The organism is Aquamicrobium terrae, assembly GCF_040545735.1.
In the GTDB taxonomy this organism is placed as follows: Bacteria; Pseudomonadota; Alphaproteobacteria; order Rhizobiales; family Rhizobiaceae; genus Mesorhizobium; species Mesorhizobium terrae_A.
Window position 1 is genome coordinate 109,028 of sequence record NZ_JBEPML010000010.1, and the last position, 19,184, is coordinate 128,211.

At 65.5% G+C, this 19,184-nt stretch carries 18 protein-coding genes; 15 read left to right on the top strand and 3 right to left on the bottom strand.

Annotation, left to right across the window (positions count from 1 at the left end; genetic code table 11):
• Positions 1-115 precede the first annotated feature (115 nt).
• From ABID37_RS15280 to ABID37_RS15305, 6 genes are all read left to right on the top strand, one after another.
• Positions 116-1,009, top strand: coding sequence for an AroM family protein (locus tag ABID37_RS15280; RefSeq protein WP_354196230.1), 894 nt, complete (start codon positions 116-118; stop codon positions 1,007-1,009).
• Positions 1,010-1,126: 117 nt separating this feature from the next.
• Complete coding sequence (locus ABID37_RS15285; RefSeq protein WP_354196232.1) at positions 1,127-1,804, top strand: AroM family protein; 678 nt, start codon at positions 1,127-1,129, stop codon at positions 1,802-1,804.
• A gap of 51 nt (positions 1,805-1,855) precedes the next feature.
• Positions 1,856-3,445: an ABC transporter substrate-binding protein gene (locus ABID37_RS15290; protein WP_354196234.1), complete on the top strand. Its 1,590-nt coding sequence runs from the start codon at positions 1,856-1,858 to the stop codon at positions 3,443-3,445.
• Positions 3,446-3,511: 66 nt separating this feature from the next.
• Positions 3,512-4,519, top strand: a complete 1,008-nt coding sequence (locus ABID37_RS15295) for an ABC transporter permease (RefSeq protein ID WP_354196236.1) — start codon at positions 3,512-3,514, stop codon at positions 4,517-4,519.
• Between the two features lies 1 nt (position 4,520).
• A complete protein-coding gene (locus ABID37_RS15300; RefSeq protein ID WP_354196238.1) occupies positions 4,521-5,432 on the top strand; it encodes an ABC transporter permease in 912 nt (303 codons plus the stop codon).
• Positions 5,429-7,063, top strand: coding sequence for an ABC transporter ATP-binding protein (locus ABID37_RS15305; RefSeq protein WP_354196240.1), 1,635 nt, complete (start codon positions 5,429-5,431; stop codon positions 7,061-7,063). Before ABID37_RS15300 ends, ABID37_RS15305 begins: the two co-directional genes overlap by 4 nt.
• Before the next feature lie 22 nt (positions 7,064-7,085).
• Here ABID37_RS15305 and hemN read toward each other — a convergent pair whose 3' ends face one another.
• On the bottom strand, positions 7,086-8,432 hold the full coding sequence (gene hemN, locus ABID37_RS15310; RefSeq protein WP_354196242.1) for an oxygen-independent coproporphyrinogen III oxidase: 1,347 nt from the start codon (positions 8,430-8,432) through the stop codon (positions 7,086-7,088).
• 154 nt (positions 8,433-8,586) lie between these two features.
• On the opposite strand from hemN, the gene ABID37_RS15315 reads away from it, so the two are divergent.
• Entirely contained in the window at positions 8,587-9,309 is a 723-nt protein-coding gene (locus ABID37_RS15315) for a Crp/Fnr family transcriptional regulator (RefSeq protein ID WP_354196244.1), read from the top strand.
• A 42-nt stretch (positions 9,310-9,351) separates the two neighbouring features.
• Here the strand turns inward: ABID37_RS15315 and ABID37_RS15320 are convergent, their stop codons facing one another.
• On the bottom strand, positions 9,352-9,846 hold the full coding sequence (locus tag ABID37_RS15320; protein WP_354196246.1) for a hemerythrin domain-containing protein: 495 nt from the start codon (positions 9,844-9,846) through the stop codon (positions 9,352-9,354).
• Positions 9,847-10,053: 207 nt separating this feature from the next.
• Between ABID37_RS15320 and ccoN the strand changes: the two genes are divergently transcribed.
• The 8 genes from ccoN to ccoS all read left to right on the top strand — a co-directional run bounded on the left by ccoN (position 10,054) and on the right by ccoS (position 18,076).
• Positions 10,054-11,676: a cytochrome-c oxidase, cbb3-type subunit I gene (gene ccoN, locus ABID37_RS15325; RefSeq protein ID WP_354196248.1), complete on the top strand. Its 1,623-nt coding sequence runs from the start codon at positions 10,054-10,056 to the stop codon at positions 11,674-11,676.
• A gap of 12 nt (positions 11,677-11,688) precedes the next feature.
• Positions 11,689-12,420 (top strand): cytochrome-c oxidase, cbb3-type subunit II, encoded by a 732-nt coding sequence (ccoO, locus tag ABID37_RS15330; protein ID WP_354196250.1) that lies wholly within the window; start codon positions 11,689-11,691, stop codon positions 12,418-12,420.
• A 13-nt stretch (positions 12,421-12,433) separates the two neighbouring features.
• The gene (locus ABID37_RS15335; protein WP_354196252.1) at positions 12,434-12,586 is read left to right on the top strand and encodes a cbb3-type cytochrome c oxidase subunit 3; all 153 of its coding nucleotides are present in this window, start codon (positions 12,434-12,436) and stop codon (positions 12,584-12,586) included.
• 1 nt (position 12,587) lies between these two features.
• Entirely contained in the window at positions 12,588-13,442 is an 855-nt protein-coding gene (gene ccoP / locus ABID37_RS15340) for a cytochrome-c oxidase, cbb3-type subunit III (RefSeq protein WP_354196254.1), read from the top strand.
• A 194-nt stretch (positions 13,443-13,636) separates the two neighbouring features.
• On the top strand, positions 13,637-15,193 hold the full coding sequence (ccoG, locus tag ABID37_RS15345) for a cytochrome c oxidase accessory protein CcoG (RefSeq protein WP_354196256.1): 1,557 nt from the start codon (positions 13,637-13,639) through the stop codon (positions 15,191-15,193).
• 5 nt (positions 15,194-15,198) lie between these two features.
• On the top strand, positions 15,199-15,690 hold the full coding sequence (locus tag ABID37_RS15350; protein WP_354196258.1) for a FixH family protein: 492 nt from the start codon (positions 15,199-15,201) through the stop codon (positions 15,688-15,690).
• Positions 15,687-17,918 carry a cation-translocating P-type ATPase gene (locus ABID37_RS15355; protein ID WP_354196260.1) on the top strand — a complete coding sequence of 744 codons (2,232 nt, stop codon included), beginning with the start codon at positions 15,687-15,689 and terminating at the stop codon, positions 17,916-17,918. Before ABID37_RS15350 ends, ABID37_RS15355 begins: the two co-directional genes overlap by 4 nt.
• Positions 17,915-18,076, top strand: a complete 162-nt coding sequence (gene ccoS / locus ABID37_RS15360) for a cbb3-type cytochrome oxidase assembly protein CcoS (protein ID WP_354196262.1) — start codon at positions 17,915-17,917, stop codon at positions 18,074-18,076. The genes ABID37_RS15355 and ccoS overlap by 4 nt, the downstream gene beginning before the upstream one ends.
• A 12-nt stretch (positions 18,077-18,088) precedes the next feature.
• On the opposite strand, the gene ABID37_RS15365 is transcribed toward ccoS, so the two are convergent.
• Positions 18,089-19,120: an AraC family transcriptional regulator gene (locus ABID37_RS15365; RefSeq protein WP_354196264.1), complete on the bottom strand. Its 1,032-nt coding sequence runs from the start codon at positions 19,118-19,120 to the stop codon at positions 18,089-18,091.
• Positions 19,121-19,184: the final 64 nt, after the last annotated feature.

Here is a 19,184-nt window from a genome sequence, read left to right on the forward strand (position 1 = left end):
ATAAGGGACAACCCGTAAGCGACGCCAACACCATCCGCAGGTTCCAAAAATCAACATGCAGCTTCCGTCTTCCCTCTCGCCGAAAAGCGTGGTTGCTGAACGGCCGCCGAGGGTCATGTTCGTCAGCGTCGGGCGCTCGCCGCGCAAGGACCTGATCGGCGAGATCGTCGAGAACCTGGACATCCCGATCGAGGTGTTCGAGGTGGGGGCGCTGGATGGGTTGCCCCATCACGAGATCGAAAAGCTCAAGGCGACGCCGCACGAGAACAGCATCGTTTCCAGGCTGGACGATACGCGCAGGATCGTGCTGTCGAAGGCCAAGATGACGGAAAGAATGAGCGAGATCGTCGGCGCCTTCCCGCCGGGCGCCTACGATCTGGTCGTCATCCTGTCGACGGGGCTGTTCGGTGAATTCGAAAGCACCTGCCCCACTGTCAACACCCAGCGCGCCATCGAATCCGCGGTGCTGTCGCTGGCGGCGGCCGGCGATGTCGTCGGGCTGGTCCAGCCGCTGAGCCGGCAGACCCGCGAGATCGAAAGCCCTGCCTTCGATTCCTACCAGCTTCATGTGACTCATGCCGAGGAGGGCGACCGCGCCTCGCTCGCCACGGCGATCCTCGACTTGTCGGCATGCAGCATCATCGTGCTGAATTCGGTCGGCTTTACCGAGGCCGACCGGCTGATGATGGCCAAGGCGAGCGGCAAGCCGATCGTTTTGGCGCGGCGTATCATGGCCAGCGCCATCCGGCTGCTGCTGAACCGTCCCACGCCCGTCCTGCCCTCACCCTCTATCCCGGCGGAGTTCGCGGAGCGGCTGAGCAATCTTACGGCGCGCGAGCGCCAGGTGCTTTCGCTGGCAGCCGAGGGCCTGTCGAACAAGGCCATCGCCCGCCAGTTGGGGATAAGCCCCAAGACGGTCGAGATCCACAGGTCGAACATGATGCGCAAGATGGAAGTGTCGTCTTCCGGCGCGCTGATCCGCATGGTTGTCGAGGCCGGCTACCGCTGATTTCACCGCTCCGGCCCGGTTTTTTAGGCGGATTCGGGGTGCTATTAGGTGGAATCCCCTATGGTGCTGGTGCCCGTACGGCAGCTACTCTTCACGGCTAGTCGGGCGGAGACCTTCATGAAGCAGCAATTGCATGTCGCTTTCGTGACGATCGGGCAGACGCCCCGGTCGGATATCGTGCCGGAAATGTTGTCCGAGATCGAACTGGGGTTCGATCGCGACCGGCTCGTCGTCAGCGAATATGGCGTGCTCGATGGACTGGAAGGCGCGGCCCTCGACGCCATGCGCGCCGGCGAAGGCGAGGAAATTTTCGCGACACGGCTGCGTGACGGCACCGAAATCGCCATTTCGGTCGAGCGCACCGAGGCCCGCCTCAACGAATTGCTGCACGCGCTGGACGGCAAGGTCGACCTGATCGTGATGCTGTGCACCGGAACCCGGACGGAGCCGCTGGCCCGCACCCTGGTGATCGAGGCGCAGAGCGTCGTCGACAAGACCGTCGAGGCGTTGGCCGCCTCGTGCAGGCGGCTCGGCGTCATCGTGCCGCTGGCCGGCCAGGTCGGGGATTTTTCCGCCCATCATGCATTCGACGGCGAAACGGTGGTCGTTTCGGCCTCGCCTTATTCGCAGGGCGATTTCGAGGCCGCGGCCTCGCAACTGGCCGATTGCGACCTCATCGTCATGCATTGCATGGGCTACGACAGCGCCATGCATGAAAGGGTCAAGGCGAAGGCGGGCAAGCCGGTGCTGCTGTCGCGCCGCGTCGTCGCGGGAGTGGCGCGACAGCTGATCTGAACGCGCCACGGGCAAAACCGATAAACAAGCAAACGACCAGAGGTGTTCTCGATGTTTGAAAGTCTCAACCGCCGGCAGGTGCTTGCCGGACTGATGGCCTCTCCCCTGCTGGCTTCGGGCCCGGCGCTGGCCTTCGAGCGCACGGAAAACGGAAACGTGATCGTGTTCGGCGGCAATCAGGCCATTCCCGTCCTCGATCCCCATGTCCGCTACGACTGGTCGACGCGCATGGTGCAGCAGGCGGTCTATGACGCGCTGTTCAAGTATGAGGACGATCCGGCCGAGATCAAGCCGTGGTTGGCCGAGAGCTGGGAATCCAGCCCCGACGGCAAGGTGTGGACCTTCAAGCTGGTGGACGGGGTGAAGTTCCACAATGGCGATCCGCTGGATGCGGAGGCGGTGCGCTATTCGTTCGAGCGCGGGCTGAAGCTCAACAAGGGCGTCGCCTGGATGCTGAAGGAATTCCTGGCGCCGGAGGACATTACCGTGGTCGACGCACGCACCGTGCGCTTCGAGCTGAAGGCGCCCTATGCGCCATTCATGTCGGTCCTGCCCTGGTGGTACATCGTCAACCCCAAGGAAGTGCAGGCCAACGAGAAGGACGGCGACTACGGCCAGGCCTGGCTGACGGATCATGCCGCCGGTTCCGGCCCCTTCATCCTCGGCCGCTGGGAGCCGAACGTGCTCTACGAGCTGAAGTCGGTCGCCGACTACTGGAAGGGCTGGCCGAACGCGGAACGCCGCCCGGCCGGCATCATCTATCGCCTCATCGCCGAGCCGGCGGCCAAGAAGGCCGCCTTGCAGCGCGGCGAGGTCGACATCGTCGAGACGCTGACCAGCGACGACTACATGCTTCTGTCGAGGGCGCCCGGCATCGTCGTCGAGAGCCATCCCGGCTCGACCACCTTCGGCATCAAGTTCAACACGCAGGTCGGCCCGACCGCCGACATCAACCTGCGCAAGGCCATCGCCTATGCCATGGACTACGATGCGCTGATCGCCGTCTACAACGGCGCGGCCACTCTCGAGACCAGCCCCTTCCCGGGCGCGCTGCGCGGCCATATCGACATTCCCGACATGCCGCGCCGCGACGTGGCCAAGGCCAAGGAGTATCTTGCCAAGTCGGCCTATCCGGACGGCAACATCACCTTGAAATACATCTATATGAACGGGCTGGAGGAAGCGCGGCGCATCGGCCTAGTGCTGCTCGACAACCTCAAGGAGCTGAACATCACGCTCGAACTGGTCGCCGAGACCTGGCCGAACATGGTGGCGCTCGGCTCGCGGGTCGAGACCGCGCCGAACATGACCTCGGTCTACACCACGCCGATCACCAACGACCCGGATGCGGTGGCCTATCAATACCACCCTAAGAGCTGGGGGCAGTACTATGCCATGCACTACTACGACAACAAGGAAGTCGCGCAGATGATCGACGAGGCCCGGGCCGAGATGGACTGGGACAAGCGCGCGGCCCTCTACGCCAAGATCCAGACCCAGATCGTGGCGGACCAGCCGGAGGTGTTCGGCATGCTGGAGAACCGCCGCTGGGCGCTGCGCGACTATGTGAAGGGCTTCCGGTTCTCACCGGTGCGGCTCGCCAGCGAGATCGACCTTTACCAGCTCTATATCGACGCCTGACAATCGCGCGTCGCTAAAGCACGATGAGGCGCCCGCCCGAGCGGGCGCCCCCAGCCGGGAAACGCAATGCTCTCATTCGTCGCCAGGAAGTTGATTGCTCTTGTCGCCACGCTGTTCGGCGTGGCGGTGCTGACCTTCATCATCACCAATATCGCGCCCGGCGACCCTGCCCGGCTCATCGCCGGTCCCAATGCCACTCCCGACATGGTGGAGACCATACGTACCGAATACGGGCTGGACAAGGGGCTGCTCGAGCAGTTCACCATCTATATGAGCGACCTCGCCCATGGCGATCTCGGCCGGTCTATGGTCTCGACCCGCCCGGTGCTGGACGAGTTGCTCCGCTACGCTCCCGCCACCATCGAGCTGGTGCTGGTGGCGATGGTCATCGGCATCCTGCTTGGCGTGCCCCTGGGGGTGCTGTCAGCTGTCTACCGCAACGGCCCGATCGACCATGTGACGCGCATCTTTTCCATGTCGGGCGTGGCCTTGCCCGCCTTCTGGCTCGGCATATTGCTGCAATTGTGGTTCGCGGTCGATCTCGGCTGGCTGCCCGTTTCGGGCCGCCTGCCGCTGGTGGCGACGCCGCCGCCGACCATCACGGGCATGTTCCTTCTCGACAGCCTGATCAGCGGCCAGTTCGACCTGTTCTGGACCGCGCTGAAATACATCATCCTGCCCGCCTTCGTGCTGTCCATGCCCTGCGTCGCCTCGATCCTGCGCGTCAACCGCGCCGAGATGATCGAGGTGCTGCAATCGGACCACATCGTCGCGGCGCGCGCGCACGGCATCTCGGCGCTGCGCGTGGTCGGCGTCTATGCGCTCAAGAACGCCATGCTGCCGACGCTGGCCATGATCGGGCTGCGCTTCGGCTGGATGCTGGGCACCACCGTGGTGGTCGAGACCGTGTTCGACTGGCCGGGGCTTGGCCTTTACGCCGTTTCCTCCGCGCTTTCCTCGGACTTCAAGCCGGTCATGGGCGTCACCCTGTTCATCGGCTTCCTGTTCATCGTGACCAATCTTCTGGTCGACCTTGCCTATGCCTGGATCGATCCCCGCCTGAGGAAAGCGTGATTTGACCTCTCCGACCGTTCCCTCGCAGCCGCCGACCTTCCGCGAGCGCCACGCCAGCCAGATCCGGCAATGGCGCCTGCACATGCATACCTTCCGCTCCAGCTTCTCCACCATGCTCGGCTTCACGCTGGTGGTGATCTTCCTTGTGCTGGCCGCGGTCGGGCCATGGATCGTGCCCTATCCGGAAGACACGATGGGCGCCGTGCACATGGGCAGCCGGCTGCTGCCGCCGAGCGCCGAGCACTGGTTCGGCACCGACGAGATGGGCGCCGATATCTTCTCGCGCGTGGTGGTCGGCGCGCGCACCTCCTTGTGGATCGGTCTCGTCATCACCGGACTGGCGGCGCTGATCGGCGTACCGCTCGGCATCATCGCCGGCTACAAGGGCGGCTGGGCGCGTGCCGTCATCATGCGGGTGACGGACCTGTTCCTGGCCGTGCCGGACCTTGCGCTGGCGCTGGCCATCGTGGCGGCGCTCGGCCCCGGCATCTTCAACTGCATGCTGGCGCTCGCGCTGGTGTGGTGGCCGGGCTATGTGCGCCTGGTCGAAGCCAAGACGCTGGCGGTCAAGGAAGAGCTGTTCGTGGAATCGGCACGATCCATAGGCGCCACCACGCCCTGGATATTGCGCCATCACATCCTGCCCAACTGCCTGTCGCCGATCATCGTCAAGATGAGCATGGACATGGGCATGGCCATCCTGGCGGCGGCCGCGCTCGGCTTCATCGGCCTCGGCGCGCGTCCGCCCGCGCCGGAATGGGGCGCCATGATCTCCACCGCGCGCAGCTACATGCCCGACTGGTGGTGGTATTCCTTCTTCCCCGGCGCGGCCATCTTCCTCACCGTGCTCGGCTTCAACCTGCTCGGCGACGGCCTGCGCGACATGCTTGATCCAAGGAGCCGGGAACGGTGAGCGCGCTTTTGAAGATCAGCGACTTCTCGCTGGATATAGACACGTTCGACGGCACGCTGCCGCTGCTGCGCAATGTCAGCCTCGAGATCAACAAGGGCGACACGCTGGGCATCGTGGGCGAGAGCGGCTCCGGCAAGACCATGCTGGTGCGTACGGTGATGGGCATCGGGCCCAGGCAGTCGCGCCGCACCGGCGGCGGCATAACCTTCGACGGCATCGACCTCACCGGGCTGGACGACAAGGGCTGGCGCAAGATCCGCGGCGTGCGGATCTCGATGATCTTCCAGGACCCGATGACCTATCTGAACCCGCTGTTCACGGTGGGCCAGCAGATCGTCGACGTCATCCGCGCCCATCATCGCGCCGTCGGCGAAAAGTTGCCGGGTCGGGCCGCCTGCCAGGCCAGGGCGGAGCAGCTTCTGGGACAGGTCGGCATCAACGATCCGGCGCGCGTCTACGCCCAGTATCCCCACCAGCTCTCGGGCGGCATGCGCCAGCGCGTGCTGATTTCCATGGCGCTCGCCGGAAAGCCGGACGTGCTGATCGCCGACGAGCCGACCACGGCGCTGGATGTCACCGTCCAGGCGCAGGTGCTGGCCCTGATCAACGAGCTGGTGGCGAAGCTGAATCTGACCGTCATCATGATCAGCCACGACATCGGCGCCATAGCGGCGGTCGCCTCGCGCTGCGCGGTGATGTATCGCGGCGAGATCGTCGAGCAGGGCAGGACGCGCGATATCCTCACCGCCCCGCAGCATGAATACACCAAGCGGCTGCTGGCCTCGGTGCCCGAATTCGGCGATCAGGCCGCCGTGGCGGCGAAGCCGCAGTCCGCCCCGCTGCTCGAAATCCGCAACATCGGCAAGATCTATCACTCTGCCGGCCGCGATATCCGTGCGGTCGATGACGTCAGCTTCTCGGTAGCCGAGGGCGAGGTGCTCGGCGTCGTGGGTGAAAGCGGATCGGGCAAGTCGACGCTCGCGCGGCTGCTGCTGCGGCTGATCGAACCCACTTCCGGTTCGGTTCATCTGGAAGGCAAGTCGCTCCAGGCACTGTCGCCGCAGGAATTGCGGCGGATGCGCCGTCACATGCAGTTCGTGTTCCAGAACCCGCATTCGGCGCTCAACGGTCGCCACAACATCGCCGATGCCATCGGTGAGCCGCTGCGCATCCAGGAAGGGCTGTCGGGCCGGGCGTTGCGCGCGGAGGTGGAGCGGCTGCTCGACGTGGTGCAATTGCCGCGCAATTTCGCCTACCGCTACCCGCACGAGCTGTCGGGCGGCCAGAAGCAGCGCGTTTGCATCGCAAGGGCGGTGGCGCTCAAGCCGCGCATATTGGTGCTGGACGAGCCGACCTCGGCGCTCGACGTTTCGGTGCAGGCGCAGATACTGGAGTTCCTGAGCGAGCTGCGCGCCGAGATGAACCTCACCTATGTGTTCATCTCGCATGATCTCACCGTGGTGAACCACATCTGCGACCGCATCCTGGTGATGCGCAACGGCAAGATCGTCGAGCAGGGAACGACACAGGACGTGTTCCATGCGCCGCAGCAGCCCTACACGCAGGCATTGCTGGCCAGCGCCCGCGCCACTTCCAAGGAAGCGGCACTGGCCGAAGCCGCCGCTCCATAGACGGGCGGCCCTGACCTGATCCTTACACGGCCGCGGAATGGCGGGCGGTGCCGCGGCCCAGATAGCTGTCGAACCCGGCCGCGACCGAGCGCACATGGATGCGCGCCTCCGGCTGGACGATGAAGCTGCCGCCATGGCGGACGAGCACGTCCGGAAAGCGCGAGCACATTTCGTGCGCTTCTTCCAGCACCGGTTCGGCCGTCTCGCCGAAGCGGACCGAGGCTTCATCGACCGAAAAGGCGAAATCGCACATCAGACGCTGGATCACCCAGGCGCGCACCTGGTCTTCCCCGGACAGCTCGATGCCGCGCATCACCGGCATCATGCCCTTCTCGATGAAGCGCCGGTAGACGCCCATGGCGGTGGCGTTCTGGGCATAGCCCTCGCGGAAGCCGCTGACGGACGAAGGCCCGAGCCCGATCAGCGTCTCGGCCGGATCGTCGGTGTAGCCCTGGAAGTTGCGCCGCAGCTTTCCCTTGCGGGCGGCCCGCGCCAGGCTGTCGCCCGGCAGGGCGAAATGGTCGAGGCCGATCGCCTCGTAGCCGGCGGCGCGGATCAGTCCGGCCGCCCTCACCGACTGTGCCATGCGCGCTTCGCGGTCAGGCAGGACAGCCTCGTCGATCAGCCTCTGGTGCTTCTTGAACCAGGGCACATGCGCATAGCCGAACAGCGCCACCCGATCCGGCTTCAGCGACAAGGACATCGCCACCGTCTCGGCGATGGAGTCCACGCTCTGGTGCGGCAGGCCGTAGACGAGGTCGAGATTGACCGCCGCGACGCCGCGCGCCCGCAGCCCTTCGACCACGGCGCGCGTATCCTCGAAGCTCTGCTCGCGGTTGATCGCCTTCTGCACCTCGGGGCGGAAGTCCTGAACGCCGAGGCTGGCGCGCGTGGTGCCGAAGGCGGCGATGGCGTCGAGGCGCCCTTCATCCATGTCGGTGGGGTCGATCTCGATGCTGATCGAGGCGTCCCTGTTGAAGCGGAAGGCTTCGCGCAACGCATCCATCAGCTTGTGCATGTCCTGCGGCGTCAGCAAGGTGGGAGAGCCGCCGCCCAGATGCAGTGCGCTGACCCGGACCGTCTGCGGCAGCGACGCTGCGGCCAGCACGATCTCGCGGTAAAGCGTCTCCAGATAGGAAGCGACGGGCTCGTAGCGCAGCGTGTGGTGGGTATGGCAGGCGCAGAACCAGCACAGCCGGTCGCAGAAAGGAATATGGATGTAGAGCGACACCGCCTCGTCTTCTCCCACCGCCGCCATCCAGCGGCGCACCTGCGCATCGCCCACCCCATTGTGGAAATGCGGGGCGGTCGGATAGCTCGTATAGCGCGGAGCGGTGTCGGCAAACTGGAAAGCGGGCGACGCGGACATGGGGCCTCCTTGTAGGATGGCCCCTCTCTGCCGCTACGGAAGAGCGGTTTCGTTGACTTTGATCAAACTTCCTGAGGGCAAGACAAACTGACGCGGGGCGGGCGGTCGCACGGAATGCTATCTATGTATCCATAGGTTGAAAGGTGGCGAGATCGTGCGCAAGGACGTTCATACCGACGGTATCCCCGTGCTGTGCGCGTCCTGCGAGGCGCGCCACAGGGGCGTTTGCGGCGCGCTCGACCCAGAGCAGCTCGTGGCGCTGGCCAGGACCTCGCACAAATACAATGCCGGAAGCGGCACCGAGCTTGTGGGCGATGCCGAGCAGGTGGACAGTTACGCCAATGTGCTGTCGGGCGTGGTGAAGCTGACCAAGACCCTGTCGGACGGGCGCCAGCAGATCGTCGGCCTCCAGTTCGCGCCCGATTTCCTCGGCCGGCCGTTCAAGGCCGAGAGCGAGCTCAACGCCGAGGCCGCCACCGAGGTATCGCTGTGCGCCTTTCCCCGCGCATCGATCGAGCGGATGATGCAGGATTCGCCGGAACTGGAGCGCCGGCTCTACCGGCAAACCCTCAAGGAGTTGGACGAGGCGCGCGACTGGATGGTGACGCTGGGCCGCAAGACGGCGAGCGAGAAGATCGCCTCCTTCCTGCTGATGATCGCCCGCAACATCGACCCGAACGCCGAGCCTGACAGCAGTTCCGCGCGCTTCGACCTGCCGTTGACGCGCGCCGACATCGCCGATTTTCTCGGCCTGACCATCGAGACGGTGAGCCGGCAGCTGACGAAGCTGCGGGCCGACAAGGTCATCAGCATCGAGAACAACCGCCAGGTCATCGTCCCGGATCTCGGCCGGCTGGAAGCCCGCGCCGGCAACTGAGAACGGACAGCGGCAGGCGGCTGGTTCGCCGGATGCCGGGCGTCACGGCCCCGGGCAGCGGATTTCAGGCAATACGTGTTCGCGCTCGAAGGCGACATGCCTGCGCTTGGCCTCGAAGAAGCCGCGCAGCATGAAGCCCAGCGCCTCGGGGTTCTCGACCATGCCGTCATGCCCAAGAAGCAGCAGCGCTTCGGTCAGCTCGCCGGCGAAGCACTCGTCCTGGACATGTTCCGAGAGCAGCCGCTCGACCGAATCTCTTCCCTTGCCCTGCTCCTCCAGCACGCGCCGATAGGCTGGAAACAGGGTTTCCTCCTCGAAGCGGTGGATGCCGCGCACCAGCGGCTCCAGCTCGCAGGCGATCATCAGGCATTTGCGGCGGTCGATACCGGCGGGAAGCGAGTCGGCCACTTCCTCCAGCAGTCCGCACAGCCGCAGCATCTCGACATGGGCCAGTTCCACCATCGCAACGATGCCGTCGTGGCATTGCGGTCGAGGTGGGTGGCTTCCCTGCAAGGCTCTCGTGGAGATCGAATTCATGGCGACGTACCCGTTCCGGAGCATCGGACGAAACCCTGTCCGGTTCGGAACAATCCGATGCTCGATCAACCGCTGGAGCCTCGCACAATGGCTGCGACGACGCGCCACGGCGTTGACATGGATCAATGCGCAATGCCTGCGAACCCACGATGAGTGCCCTGCCGGCGGGCGCTCCCAGCCCGGCCGGACAAGGATCGGGGACTCTGGATGACCAACGGACCATATATCGTCGGCCTGAGCCTGTTCGCGTTCATCGCCCTGATGGGCGCCGGCTTCGCGGCGGACCAGCCCTTCGCCCAGCACATGTGGGTGCTGTTCTTCATACTTGTCGGCGCGACCTTCGTGCTCATCCGTCGCGCCCGCTTCGCGCCCGCGCCGGCGGTCGATCCGTCCGCCTACATGGACGGGCCCGTCCGCTATGGCGCCATCGCCACTATGTTCTGGGGCGTGATCGGCTTCACGGTCGGCGTCGTCGTGGCGCTGCAGCTGGCCTTTCCCGACCTCAACATCGAGCCCTGGTTCAATTTCGGCCGCATGCGGCCGCTGCACACCTCGGCGGTGATCTTCGCCTTCGGCGGCAACGCGCTGATCGCCACCTCGTTCTATGTCGTGCAGCGCACCTCGCGCGCGCGCCTGTTCGGCGGCGATCTCGCCTGGTTCGTGTTCTGGGGCTACCAGCTTTTCATCGTGATGGCCGCCACCGGCTATCTGCTGGGCATCACCCAGAGCCGCGAATATGCGGAACCGGAATGGTATGTCGACATCTGGCTGACCATCGTGTGGGTGGCGTATCTGGCAGTGTTCCTCGGCACCATCCTGAAGCGCAAGGAACCGCATATCTACGTCGCCAACTGGTTCTACCTGGCCTTCATCGTCACCATCGCCATGCTGCACATCGTCAACAACCTAGCGGTGCCGACGTCCTTCGTCGGCTCGCACTCCTACTCGTTGTTCTCGGGCGTGCAGGATGCGCTGACCCAATGGTGGTACGGCCATAACGCGGTGGGCTTCTTCCTCACCGCCGGCTTCCTCGGCATGATGTACTACTTCGTGCCGAAGCAGGCCGGGCGTCCGGTCTATTCCTATCGCCTGTCGATCATTCACTTCTGGGCGCTGATCTTCCTCTACATCTGGGCCGGACCCCACCACCTGCACTACACCGCCCTGCCCGACTGGGCGCAGACGCTCGGCATGGTGTTCTCGGTGATGCTGTGGATGCCCTCCTGGGGCGGCATGATCAACGGCCTGATGACGCTGTCCGGCGCGTGGGACAAGATCCGCACCGATCCCGTCATCCGCATGATGGTCGCGGCCATCGCCTTCTACGGCATGGCCACCTTCGAAGGCCCGATGATGTCGATCAAGGCGGTCAACTCGCTGTCGCACTACACCGACTGGACCATCGGCCACGTCCACTCCGGCGCGCTGGGCTGGAACGGCCTGATCACCTTTGCCGCCATCTATTTCATGGTGCCGAGGCTGTGGGGCCGCGCGCGGCTCTACTCCGAGCGCCTGGTGGTGTGGCACTTCTGGCTGGCCATGATCGGCATCGTCGTCTACGCGGCCGTGATGTGGGTGTCGGGCATCATGCAGGGCCTGATGTGGCGCGAATACGACGAGCAGGGCTTCCTGGTCTATTCCTTCGCGGAAACCGTGGCGCCGATGTTCCCCTACTACCTCATGCGTGCGCTGGGCGGCCTGCTGTTCCTCAGCGGTGCGGTCATCATGGCCTACAACATCACCATGACCATCCTCGGCTATGAGCGCGAGGAGGAGCCGATCGGCGGCAAATCCGCCTCGTCCCGTCCCGCCATCGTGCCGGCCGAATAGGAGTTTCCCCGAATGGCTCTTCTGGACAAGCACAGGATCATCGAAAAGAACGCCACGCTTCTGCTGGTCGGGTCGCTTTTCGTGGTCTCGATCGGCGGCATCGTCGAGATCGCGCCGCTGTTCTATCTCGAGAACACCATCGAGAAGGTCGACGGCATGCGGCCCTATTCGCCGCTCGAACTGGCCGGGCGCAACATCTACATCCGGGAAGGCTGCTACACCTGCCACTCCCAGATGATCCGGCCGTTCCGCGACGAGGTGGAGCGCTATGGCCATTACAGCCTGGCGGCCGAGTCGATGTACGACCACCCCTTCCAATGGGGGTCGAAGCGCACCGGCCCGGACCTTGCCCGTGTCGGCGACCGCTACTCCAACGAATGGCATGTGCAGCACCTGGTCGAGCCGCGCTCGCTGGTGCCGGAATCGGTGATGCCGAGCTATGCCTTCCTGAAGGACAAGACGCTCGACATCCGCAACTTCGAAACGCATCTGGTCGCCAACCGGCGCGTCGGCGTGCCCTACACTGACGAGATGGTCGAGAACGCGGTGGCCGACCTTACCGCGCAGGCCGACCCGAACGCCGATACCTCCGGCGTCGAGGAACGCTATCCGAAGGCCAAGCTCGGCGATTTCGACGGCAATCCCAACCGCCTGACCGAAATGGACGCGCTGGTCGCCTATCTCCAGATGCTTGGAACGCTGGTCGACTTCTCGACCTATGACGAGCCGGAAGGCTCCCGATAGGAGGCGCAACGCGATGGAAACCTACACCTTCCTGCGCCACTTCGCCGATTCCTGGGGGCTGCTCGCCATGACGCTGTTCTTCATCGGCGTGGTGGTCTTCGCCTTCCGGCCAGGCAGCCGCGAGCAGGCCGACGAAGCCGCCCATATCCCGCTCAAGGACGACTGACATGAGCCACAAGGAAATCGACGAAATCAGTGGCGTCGCCACGACCGGCCATGAATGGGACGGCATCAAGGAGCTCGACAACCCGATGCCGCGCTGGTGGCTGTGGACCTTCTACGCCACCATCTTCTGGGCGCTGGTCTACACCATAGCCTATCCGGCATGGCCGCTGGTCAGTTCGGCCACCTCCGGCATGCTGGGCTGGTCTAGCCGCGCCGACCTGCGCACGGAACTGGCCTCGGCCGAAGTCGCCAAGGGCGATTTTGTCGCCGCCATCCAGAATGCCTCGGTGGAGGAAATCCTGGCCGACGACACGCTGCGCCAGTTCGCCATCTCGGCGGGGGCCGCCGCCTTCAAGGTCAACTGCGTCCAGTGCCATGGGTCGGGCGCGGCCGGCTCGCCCGGCTATCCGAACCTCAATGACGACGAATGGCTGTGGGGCGGTGCGCCGGAGGACATCCGCACCACCATCGCCCACGGCATCCGCTTCGCCGGCGACGACGACACGCGGGTTTCCGAAATGCCGGCCTTCAACGACATATTGAGCCGCGAGGAGCTCAACGATGTGGTCTCGCACGTGGTTGCCCTGTCGAGCGGCGGCGACCTGAGCGGTCCGGGGGCCGAGGTCTACGCCAACAATTGCGCCTCCTGCCATGGCGAGGACGGCAAGGGCGGGCTGGAGTTCGGCGCGCCGGACCTGACCGACGCCATCTGGCTCTACGGTTCCACTCCCGCCGACATCGCCGCCCAGGTGCGCCAGCCGCGCCATGGCGTCATGCCGGCCTGGGAGCCGCGCCTCGGTGAAACGACGGTCAAGGAACTGACGGTTTATGTCCATTCGCTCGGTGGGGGCCGTTGATCCCAACCTTTCGGTCCCAACCCTGACGAGGGGCCGGGCGGATAGCCGGGGGGCCGGAGGGTCCGGCAGCGATGCCGGGCCCTCTGCCGCCCGCAGATGTCACTGTGCCGCACCCCGGGCTTGACCTAAATCAAGCCGCTCCGTCCTGGCCCGGGGCATTTGCTCGGCAGCGGTATCACGGTCAGGAGAAGAGCATGTCCGGCACAGTCGAGTTCGAGCGCCACGATGCCGAGGCGGTGAACTCTGCCAAGCTGCGCCAGCCGCTCTATGCCGCGCGCAAGAAGATATTCCCCAAGCGTGCCAGCGGCTCGTTCCGCAATTTCAAGTGGCTGGTGATGGCCGTCACCCTCGGCATCTATTACCTGACGCCGTGGATCCGCTGGGACCGTGGCCCCTATGCGCCGGACCAGGCGGTGCTGGTCGATATCGCCAACCGCCGCTTCTATTTCTTTTTCATCGAGATCTGGCCGCAGGAATTCTTCCTCGTTGCCGGCCTTCTGGTGATGGCAGGACTCGGGCTGTTCCTCATCACTTCCACGGTCGGGCGCGCCTGGTGCGGCTACACCTGCCCGCAGACGGTATGGGTGGACCTCTTCCTCGTCGTCGAGCGGGCCATCGAAGGCGACCGCAACGCCCGCATCAAGCTCGACCAGGGCCCATGGACGGCGCGCAAGGTCGCGCTGCGCATCGCCAAGCACGCGATCTGGATCGCCATCGCGGTGGCCACCGGCGGCGCCTGGATCTTCTATTTCGCCGACGCCCCTACCCTTCTGATGAACTTCGTCAGCGGGCGGGCGGCGCCCGTCGCCTACATCACCGTCGCCGTGCTGACGGCCACCACCTATGTGTTCGGCGGGCTGATGCGCGAGCAGGTGTGCACCTACATGTGCCCGTGGCCGCGCATCCAGGCGGCGATGCTGGACGAGCATTCGCTGACCGTCACCTACAACGACTGGCGTGGCGAACCCCGCACGCGCGGCACCAAGAAGGCGGCGGCGCTGGGCCTGGAGGCTGGCGACTGCGTGGATTGCAATGCCTGCGTGGTAGTCTGCCCGATGGGCATCGACATTCGCGACGGCCAGCAGCTCGAATGCATCACCTGCGCGCTGTGCATCGACGCCTGCGACAGCGTCATGGACAAGCTCGGCCGCGAGCGTGGGCTGATCTCCTATGCGACGCTGGCCGATTACAACGCCAATATGGCGGTGGCCACCGCCGACGGCGCCCACGGCATCCGCCCCTCGCTGGTGCGCGACGACAAGGGGCGGAGTTCCGACAAGGTGTCCCACTTCCACCTGAAGAAACTCTTCAGGCCCCGCACCTTCATCTATTTCGGCGGGTGGACGCTGATCGGCCTGCTCCTGGTCTACGGACTGATGACCCGCGACCGGCTGGAACTCAATGTGCTGCACGACCGCAACCCGCAATATGTGGTGCTTTCGGACGGCTCCATCCGTAACGGCTATACGATCAAGCTGCTCAACAAGATCCCCGAACAGCGCACCGTCACCGTCAGCCTCAGCGAGCTGCCGGGCGCCACGATGAGCGTGCTTGGCATCGACCACGAGGAAGGCGGATCGGTGACCGTGGCGCTGGAGCCGGACCGTGCCCGCTCGCTCAAGGTCTATGTGCGCCAGCCGCGCGAAGAGGCGAAGAACCCCGGCACGGCGCAGCGGCTCCTCTTTCATGTCGAGGACAAGTCAAGCCTTGACGCCGCCGACTATGTGACCAGCTTCGAGACGCCGGAGTGAAGCCCATGAAGAGCCAGACCAGCCCGCAATTCACCGGCCGCCATTTCCTCCTGATCATGGTGGCTTTCTTTGGCGTCATCATCTCCGTGAACGTCACCATGGCCGTCTACGCCAATACGAGCTGGACCGGCTTCGTGGTGCGCAACTCCCATGTTGCCGGGCTCGAGTTCAACAGGAAGTCGCGCGAGCATCGCGCACAGGCGGCGCTGGGCTGGAAATCGGCACTGTCCGGTGCTGGCGGCACGTTCCGCTTCACTCTCGTCGATGCCGAGGGCAATCCCGTCGCGCTGAAGGCCGGAACTGTCAGTTTCCGCCGCCCGGTGAGCGATGCCGAGGATGCCACCGTGACCATGGCACCGGCATCCGGCGGCGCGCTCGATGCACCTTTGACGTTGCGCGACGGCGCCTGGATCGTCGAGATCGAGGCCGATGCCGGCCGCGACGCGCCCTGGCACGAAATCCACCGCTTTAGCGTCAAGGACGGAACGATCAGATGAGCTGCTGCGCGCCCGGAAGCGAGGAACTGGCCGCCACCTTGCGCGCCCTGCCCTCCGACGAGGAAGTCACCTTCGCCGCCCGCGACATGGGCGACGGCACGCGACAGGTGGAGCTTTCGGTTCCGGCCGTGCATTGCGCCGCCTGCATCCACGGCGTCGAGACCGCGCTCGCCAGGCTCGATACGGTCGAGCGGGCGCGTGTGAACCTGTCCACCAAGCGCGTCAGCGTGCGCTGGCGCGGCGACGAGCTGCCGCCCATCGTCCAGACGCTCGCCGACCTCGGCTATGCGCCCAATCTGTTCGACGATGCGCAGGACGGCAAGGACCCGGTGCTTTCCGAGCTGCTGCGCGCCGTCGCCGTTTCCGGCTTCGCCGCCGGCAACATCATGCTGCTGTCGGTTTCGGTGTGGTCGGGCGCGGAAGGCGCCACGCGCGACCTGTTCCACTGGGTTTCGGCGCTGATCGCGCTACCCGCGCTGGCGGTGGCCGGCGGCATCTACTACCGCTCGGCCTGGAGCGCGCTGCGCCAAGGGCGCATGAACATGGACGTGCCGATCGCCATCGGCATCACCATGGCCTATGCGCTGAGCATCTACGACACCTGGCATTCCGGCAGCCACGCCTATTTCGACGCCTCGGTGACGCTGCTGTTCTTCCTGCTCATCGGCCGCACCCTCGATCACGTGATGCGCAACAAGGCGCGCGCCGCCGTGGCGGGCCTTGCGCGGCTCAGCCCCCGCGGCGCGCTGGTGCTGTTCGACGACGGCACGCGCGACTATCGCCCGGTCGGCGAGGTGAAGCCCGGCATGCGTGTGCTGGTGGCGGCGGGCGAGCGCATACCGGTCGATGCGAAGATCGTGCAGGGCGCATCCGATCTCGACTGCTCGCTGGTCAACGGCGAGAGCGCGCCGCAACCCGTCGCCGTCGGAGCCGAGATCCAGGCCGGCACGCTCAACCTCACCGGTCCGCTGACACTGGAAGCGACCAAGCCGGCCTCTTCCTCCTTCCTTGCCGAAATGATGCGGCTGATGGAGGCGGCCGAAGGCGGACGCGCCCGCTATCGCCGCATCGCCGACCGCGTGTCGGCCATGTATGCGCCGGTGGTGCATCTGACGGCGCTCGTCACCTTCATCGGCTGGATGCTGGCCGGCGCCGACTGGCATCAGGCGATCACCATCGCCATTGCCGTGCTGATCATCACCTGCCCCTGCGCGCTCGGGCTTGCCGTGCCCATCGTGCAGGTGGTGGCGGCGCGTCGTCTGTTCGAGAACGGCATCATGGTCAAGGACGGCGCCGCCATGGAGCGCCTCGCGCAGGCCGACGCCGCCGTCTTCGACAAGACCGGCACGCTTACCCTCGGCCACCCGCGCCTGACCAATGTGCATGAGATCCCTCCGCGCCTGCTGGGCGTGGCCGCGTCCCTGGCCGCCCATTCGCGTCATCCGCTTTCGCGGGCGATCGCCGCGCAGGGCGGCGGCGCGCCCGCCCCTTCGTTCGACGAGGTGCGTGAGCTTCCGGGCTTCGGCATGGAGGCAAGCGCAGGCGACACGACCTGGCGGCTCGGCCGCGCCAACTGGGCGGCGGATGGTTCGCAAGAGAGCGGCACCGTGCTTTCCCGAAATGGCGGGATCGTCGCCCGTTTCGCCTTCGAGGACGAGACCCGCGCCGGCGCGCGTGCGACCATTGCCGCCCTCAAGGCGCATGTCGGTCCGGTGGAAATGCTGTCGGGCGATACCGAAGCGGCCTGCCGACGCGTGGCCGAAGAGCTTGGCATCGACGATTGGCGCGCTGCGCTGCTGCCGGCCGACAAGGTCGCCCGCATCGAGGAACTGTCGCGGCAGGGCCGCAAGGTGTTGATGGTCGGCGACGGGCTGAACGATGCCCCGGCGCTCGGCGCCGCCCATGTCTCGATGGCGCCGGCCACCGCCGCCGATATCGGCCGCAACGCCGCCGACTTCGTGTTCCTGCGCGAGAGCCTGTCGGCCGTCACCACCGCCATGGAGGTGGCGCGACGGGCCGGCCAGCTCATTCGCCAGAACATCGGCATCGCCATCGTCTACAATGTCATCGCCGTGCCGATCGCCATTCTGGGCTATGTCACGCCGCTGATCGCCGCCGTGGCCATGTCGGGTTCGTCGATCCTTGTCATCACCAATGCGCTGCGCCTGATGCGCGCGGCACGGGCCGGGTCATCGGCCCGGCCGGTGACGGAGCCCGTGACGGCATGAGCATCCTCATCTATCTCATTCCTGTGGCGCTTTTCCTGGGCGGGCTGAGCCTGCTCGGCTTCCTGTGGGCGCTGCGGAGCGGCCAGTACGAGGATCTCGACGGTGCCGCCCAGCGTATTCTGCTCGATCCCGAGGATGAGGATCGCAAGCAAGGCTGATTCGCTTCGGGCCTATGAAGCCGGCCGCGACACTTCACGCGGCGAGAGGCCGAACTGCCGGCGGAATGCCGTGGCGAAATTGGCCGGGCTGGCGTAGCCGGCAATGACGCTGGCCTGCTGCACGCTCGCCTCGCCCTTTTGCAGGGCTTCGAATGCCCTTTCCAGCCGCAGCCGCCTTACATATTCGAAGACCCCAAGGCCTTCGCCGAGGCGGAACAGCCGTTGCAGCCCGCTGGCACTGATGCCCGCCTCGCGTGCGATCGCTTCCACGCTCAACGGTGCGGCGGGGTCGGCGCGTATCAGGTCCCTGGCACGTTGCAGGCGCATCAGGTCGATACGCCCCAGCCCGCTGCTTTCTCCCCGATTTCGCTCGGCCCGCATGACGGCCGCAATCGTTTCGGCGACGATTTCGACCGCGCGACCTTCGAGATGAAGGCGGCGCAGTTCCGGCGTGAAGGCCGAGGGAACGGCGATCTGGCGCACTAGGTCGGCCGCGTGCGGGGTCAGGGTCCAGCGGTGATCGGCCAGATTGTCGCGCAGCAGGCCGGCCGCGAGGCTGCGTTCGCTGATCTCCTCGAGCCCCTGCACGTCGAGCCATTCGGGCGTGGCCGAGACTACGAGGTGGCGCACATGCTGCCGGCCGCGTGATGCCCGGCGGAAGCTTTCGCTGGTCGTGGTCATGATCGCCGCTCCGCTCAGGGCACCTTTCAGGCCGCCATGAAATTCGAAGCGCCTTCCGCCAAGCTCGATATCGACGGCGCCTTCCAGAAAAAAGATGCAGGAAAGGCCTTCGCTCAAGCTGGAGGTAACGGTGAAGGGACGCTCTTCCACGGCGTCGCTGACATGCAGGAAGAGCCCCTGCCGCAGCTCCTGGTGCAGGAATTCGCCGTTGATCAGCGTATCCTCCTGCGTAAGCCTGTCGTCGGAGCTGTCCACGCCGACGCCGTCCTTGTGCAGGAAGTCGGCGACGCGGATGCGCCGCGCCAGCGGGCGGGGTGCAGATGCCGGATTGACCGGCCGCCGATCAGTTTTGTCGTTGCGCAAAGGTTTCTGGTTGTCCTGCAAAGGTCCGCACGTTGCCACTTATGGCATGCTGCCATAATGACTA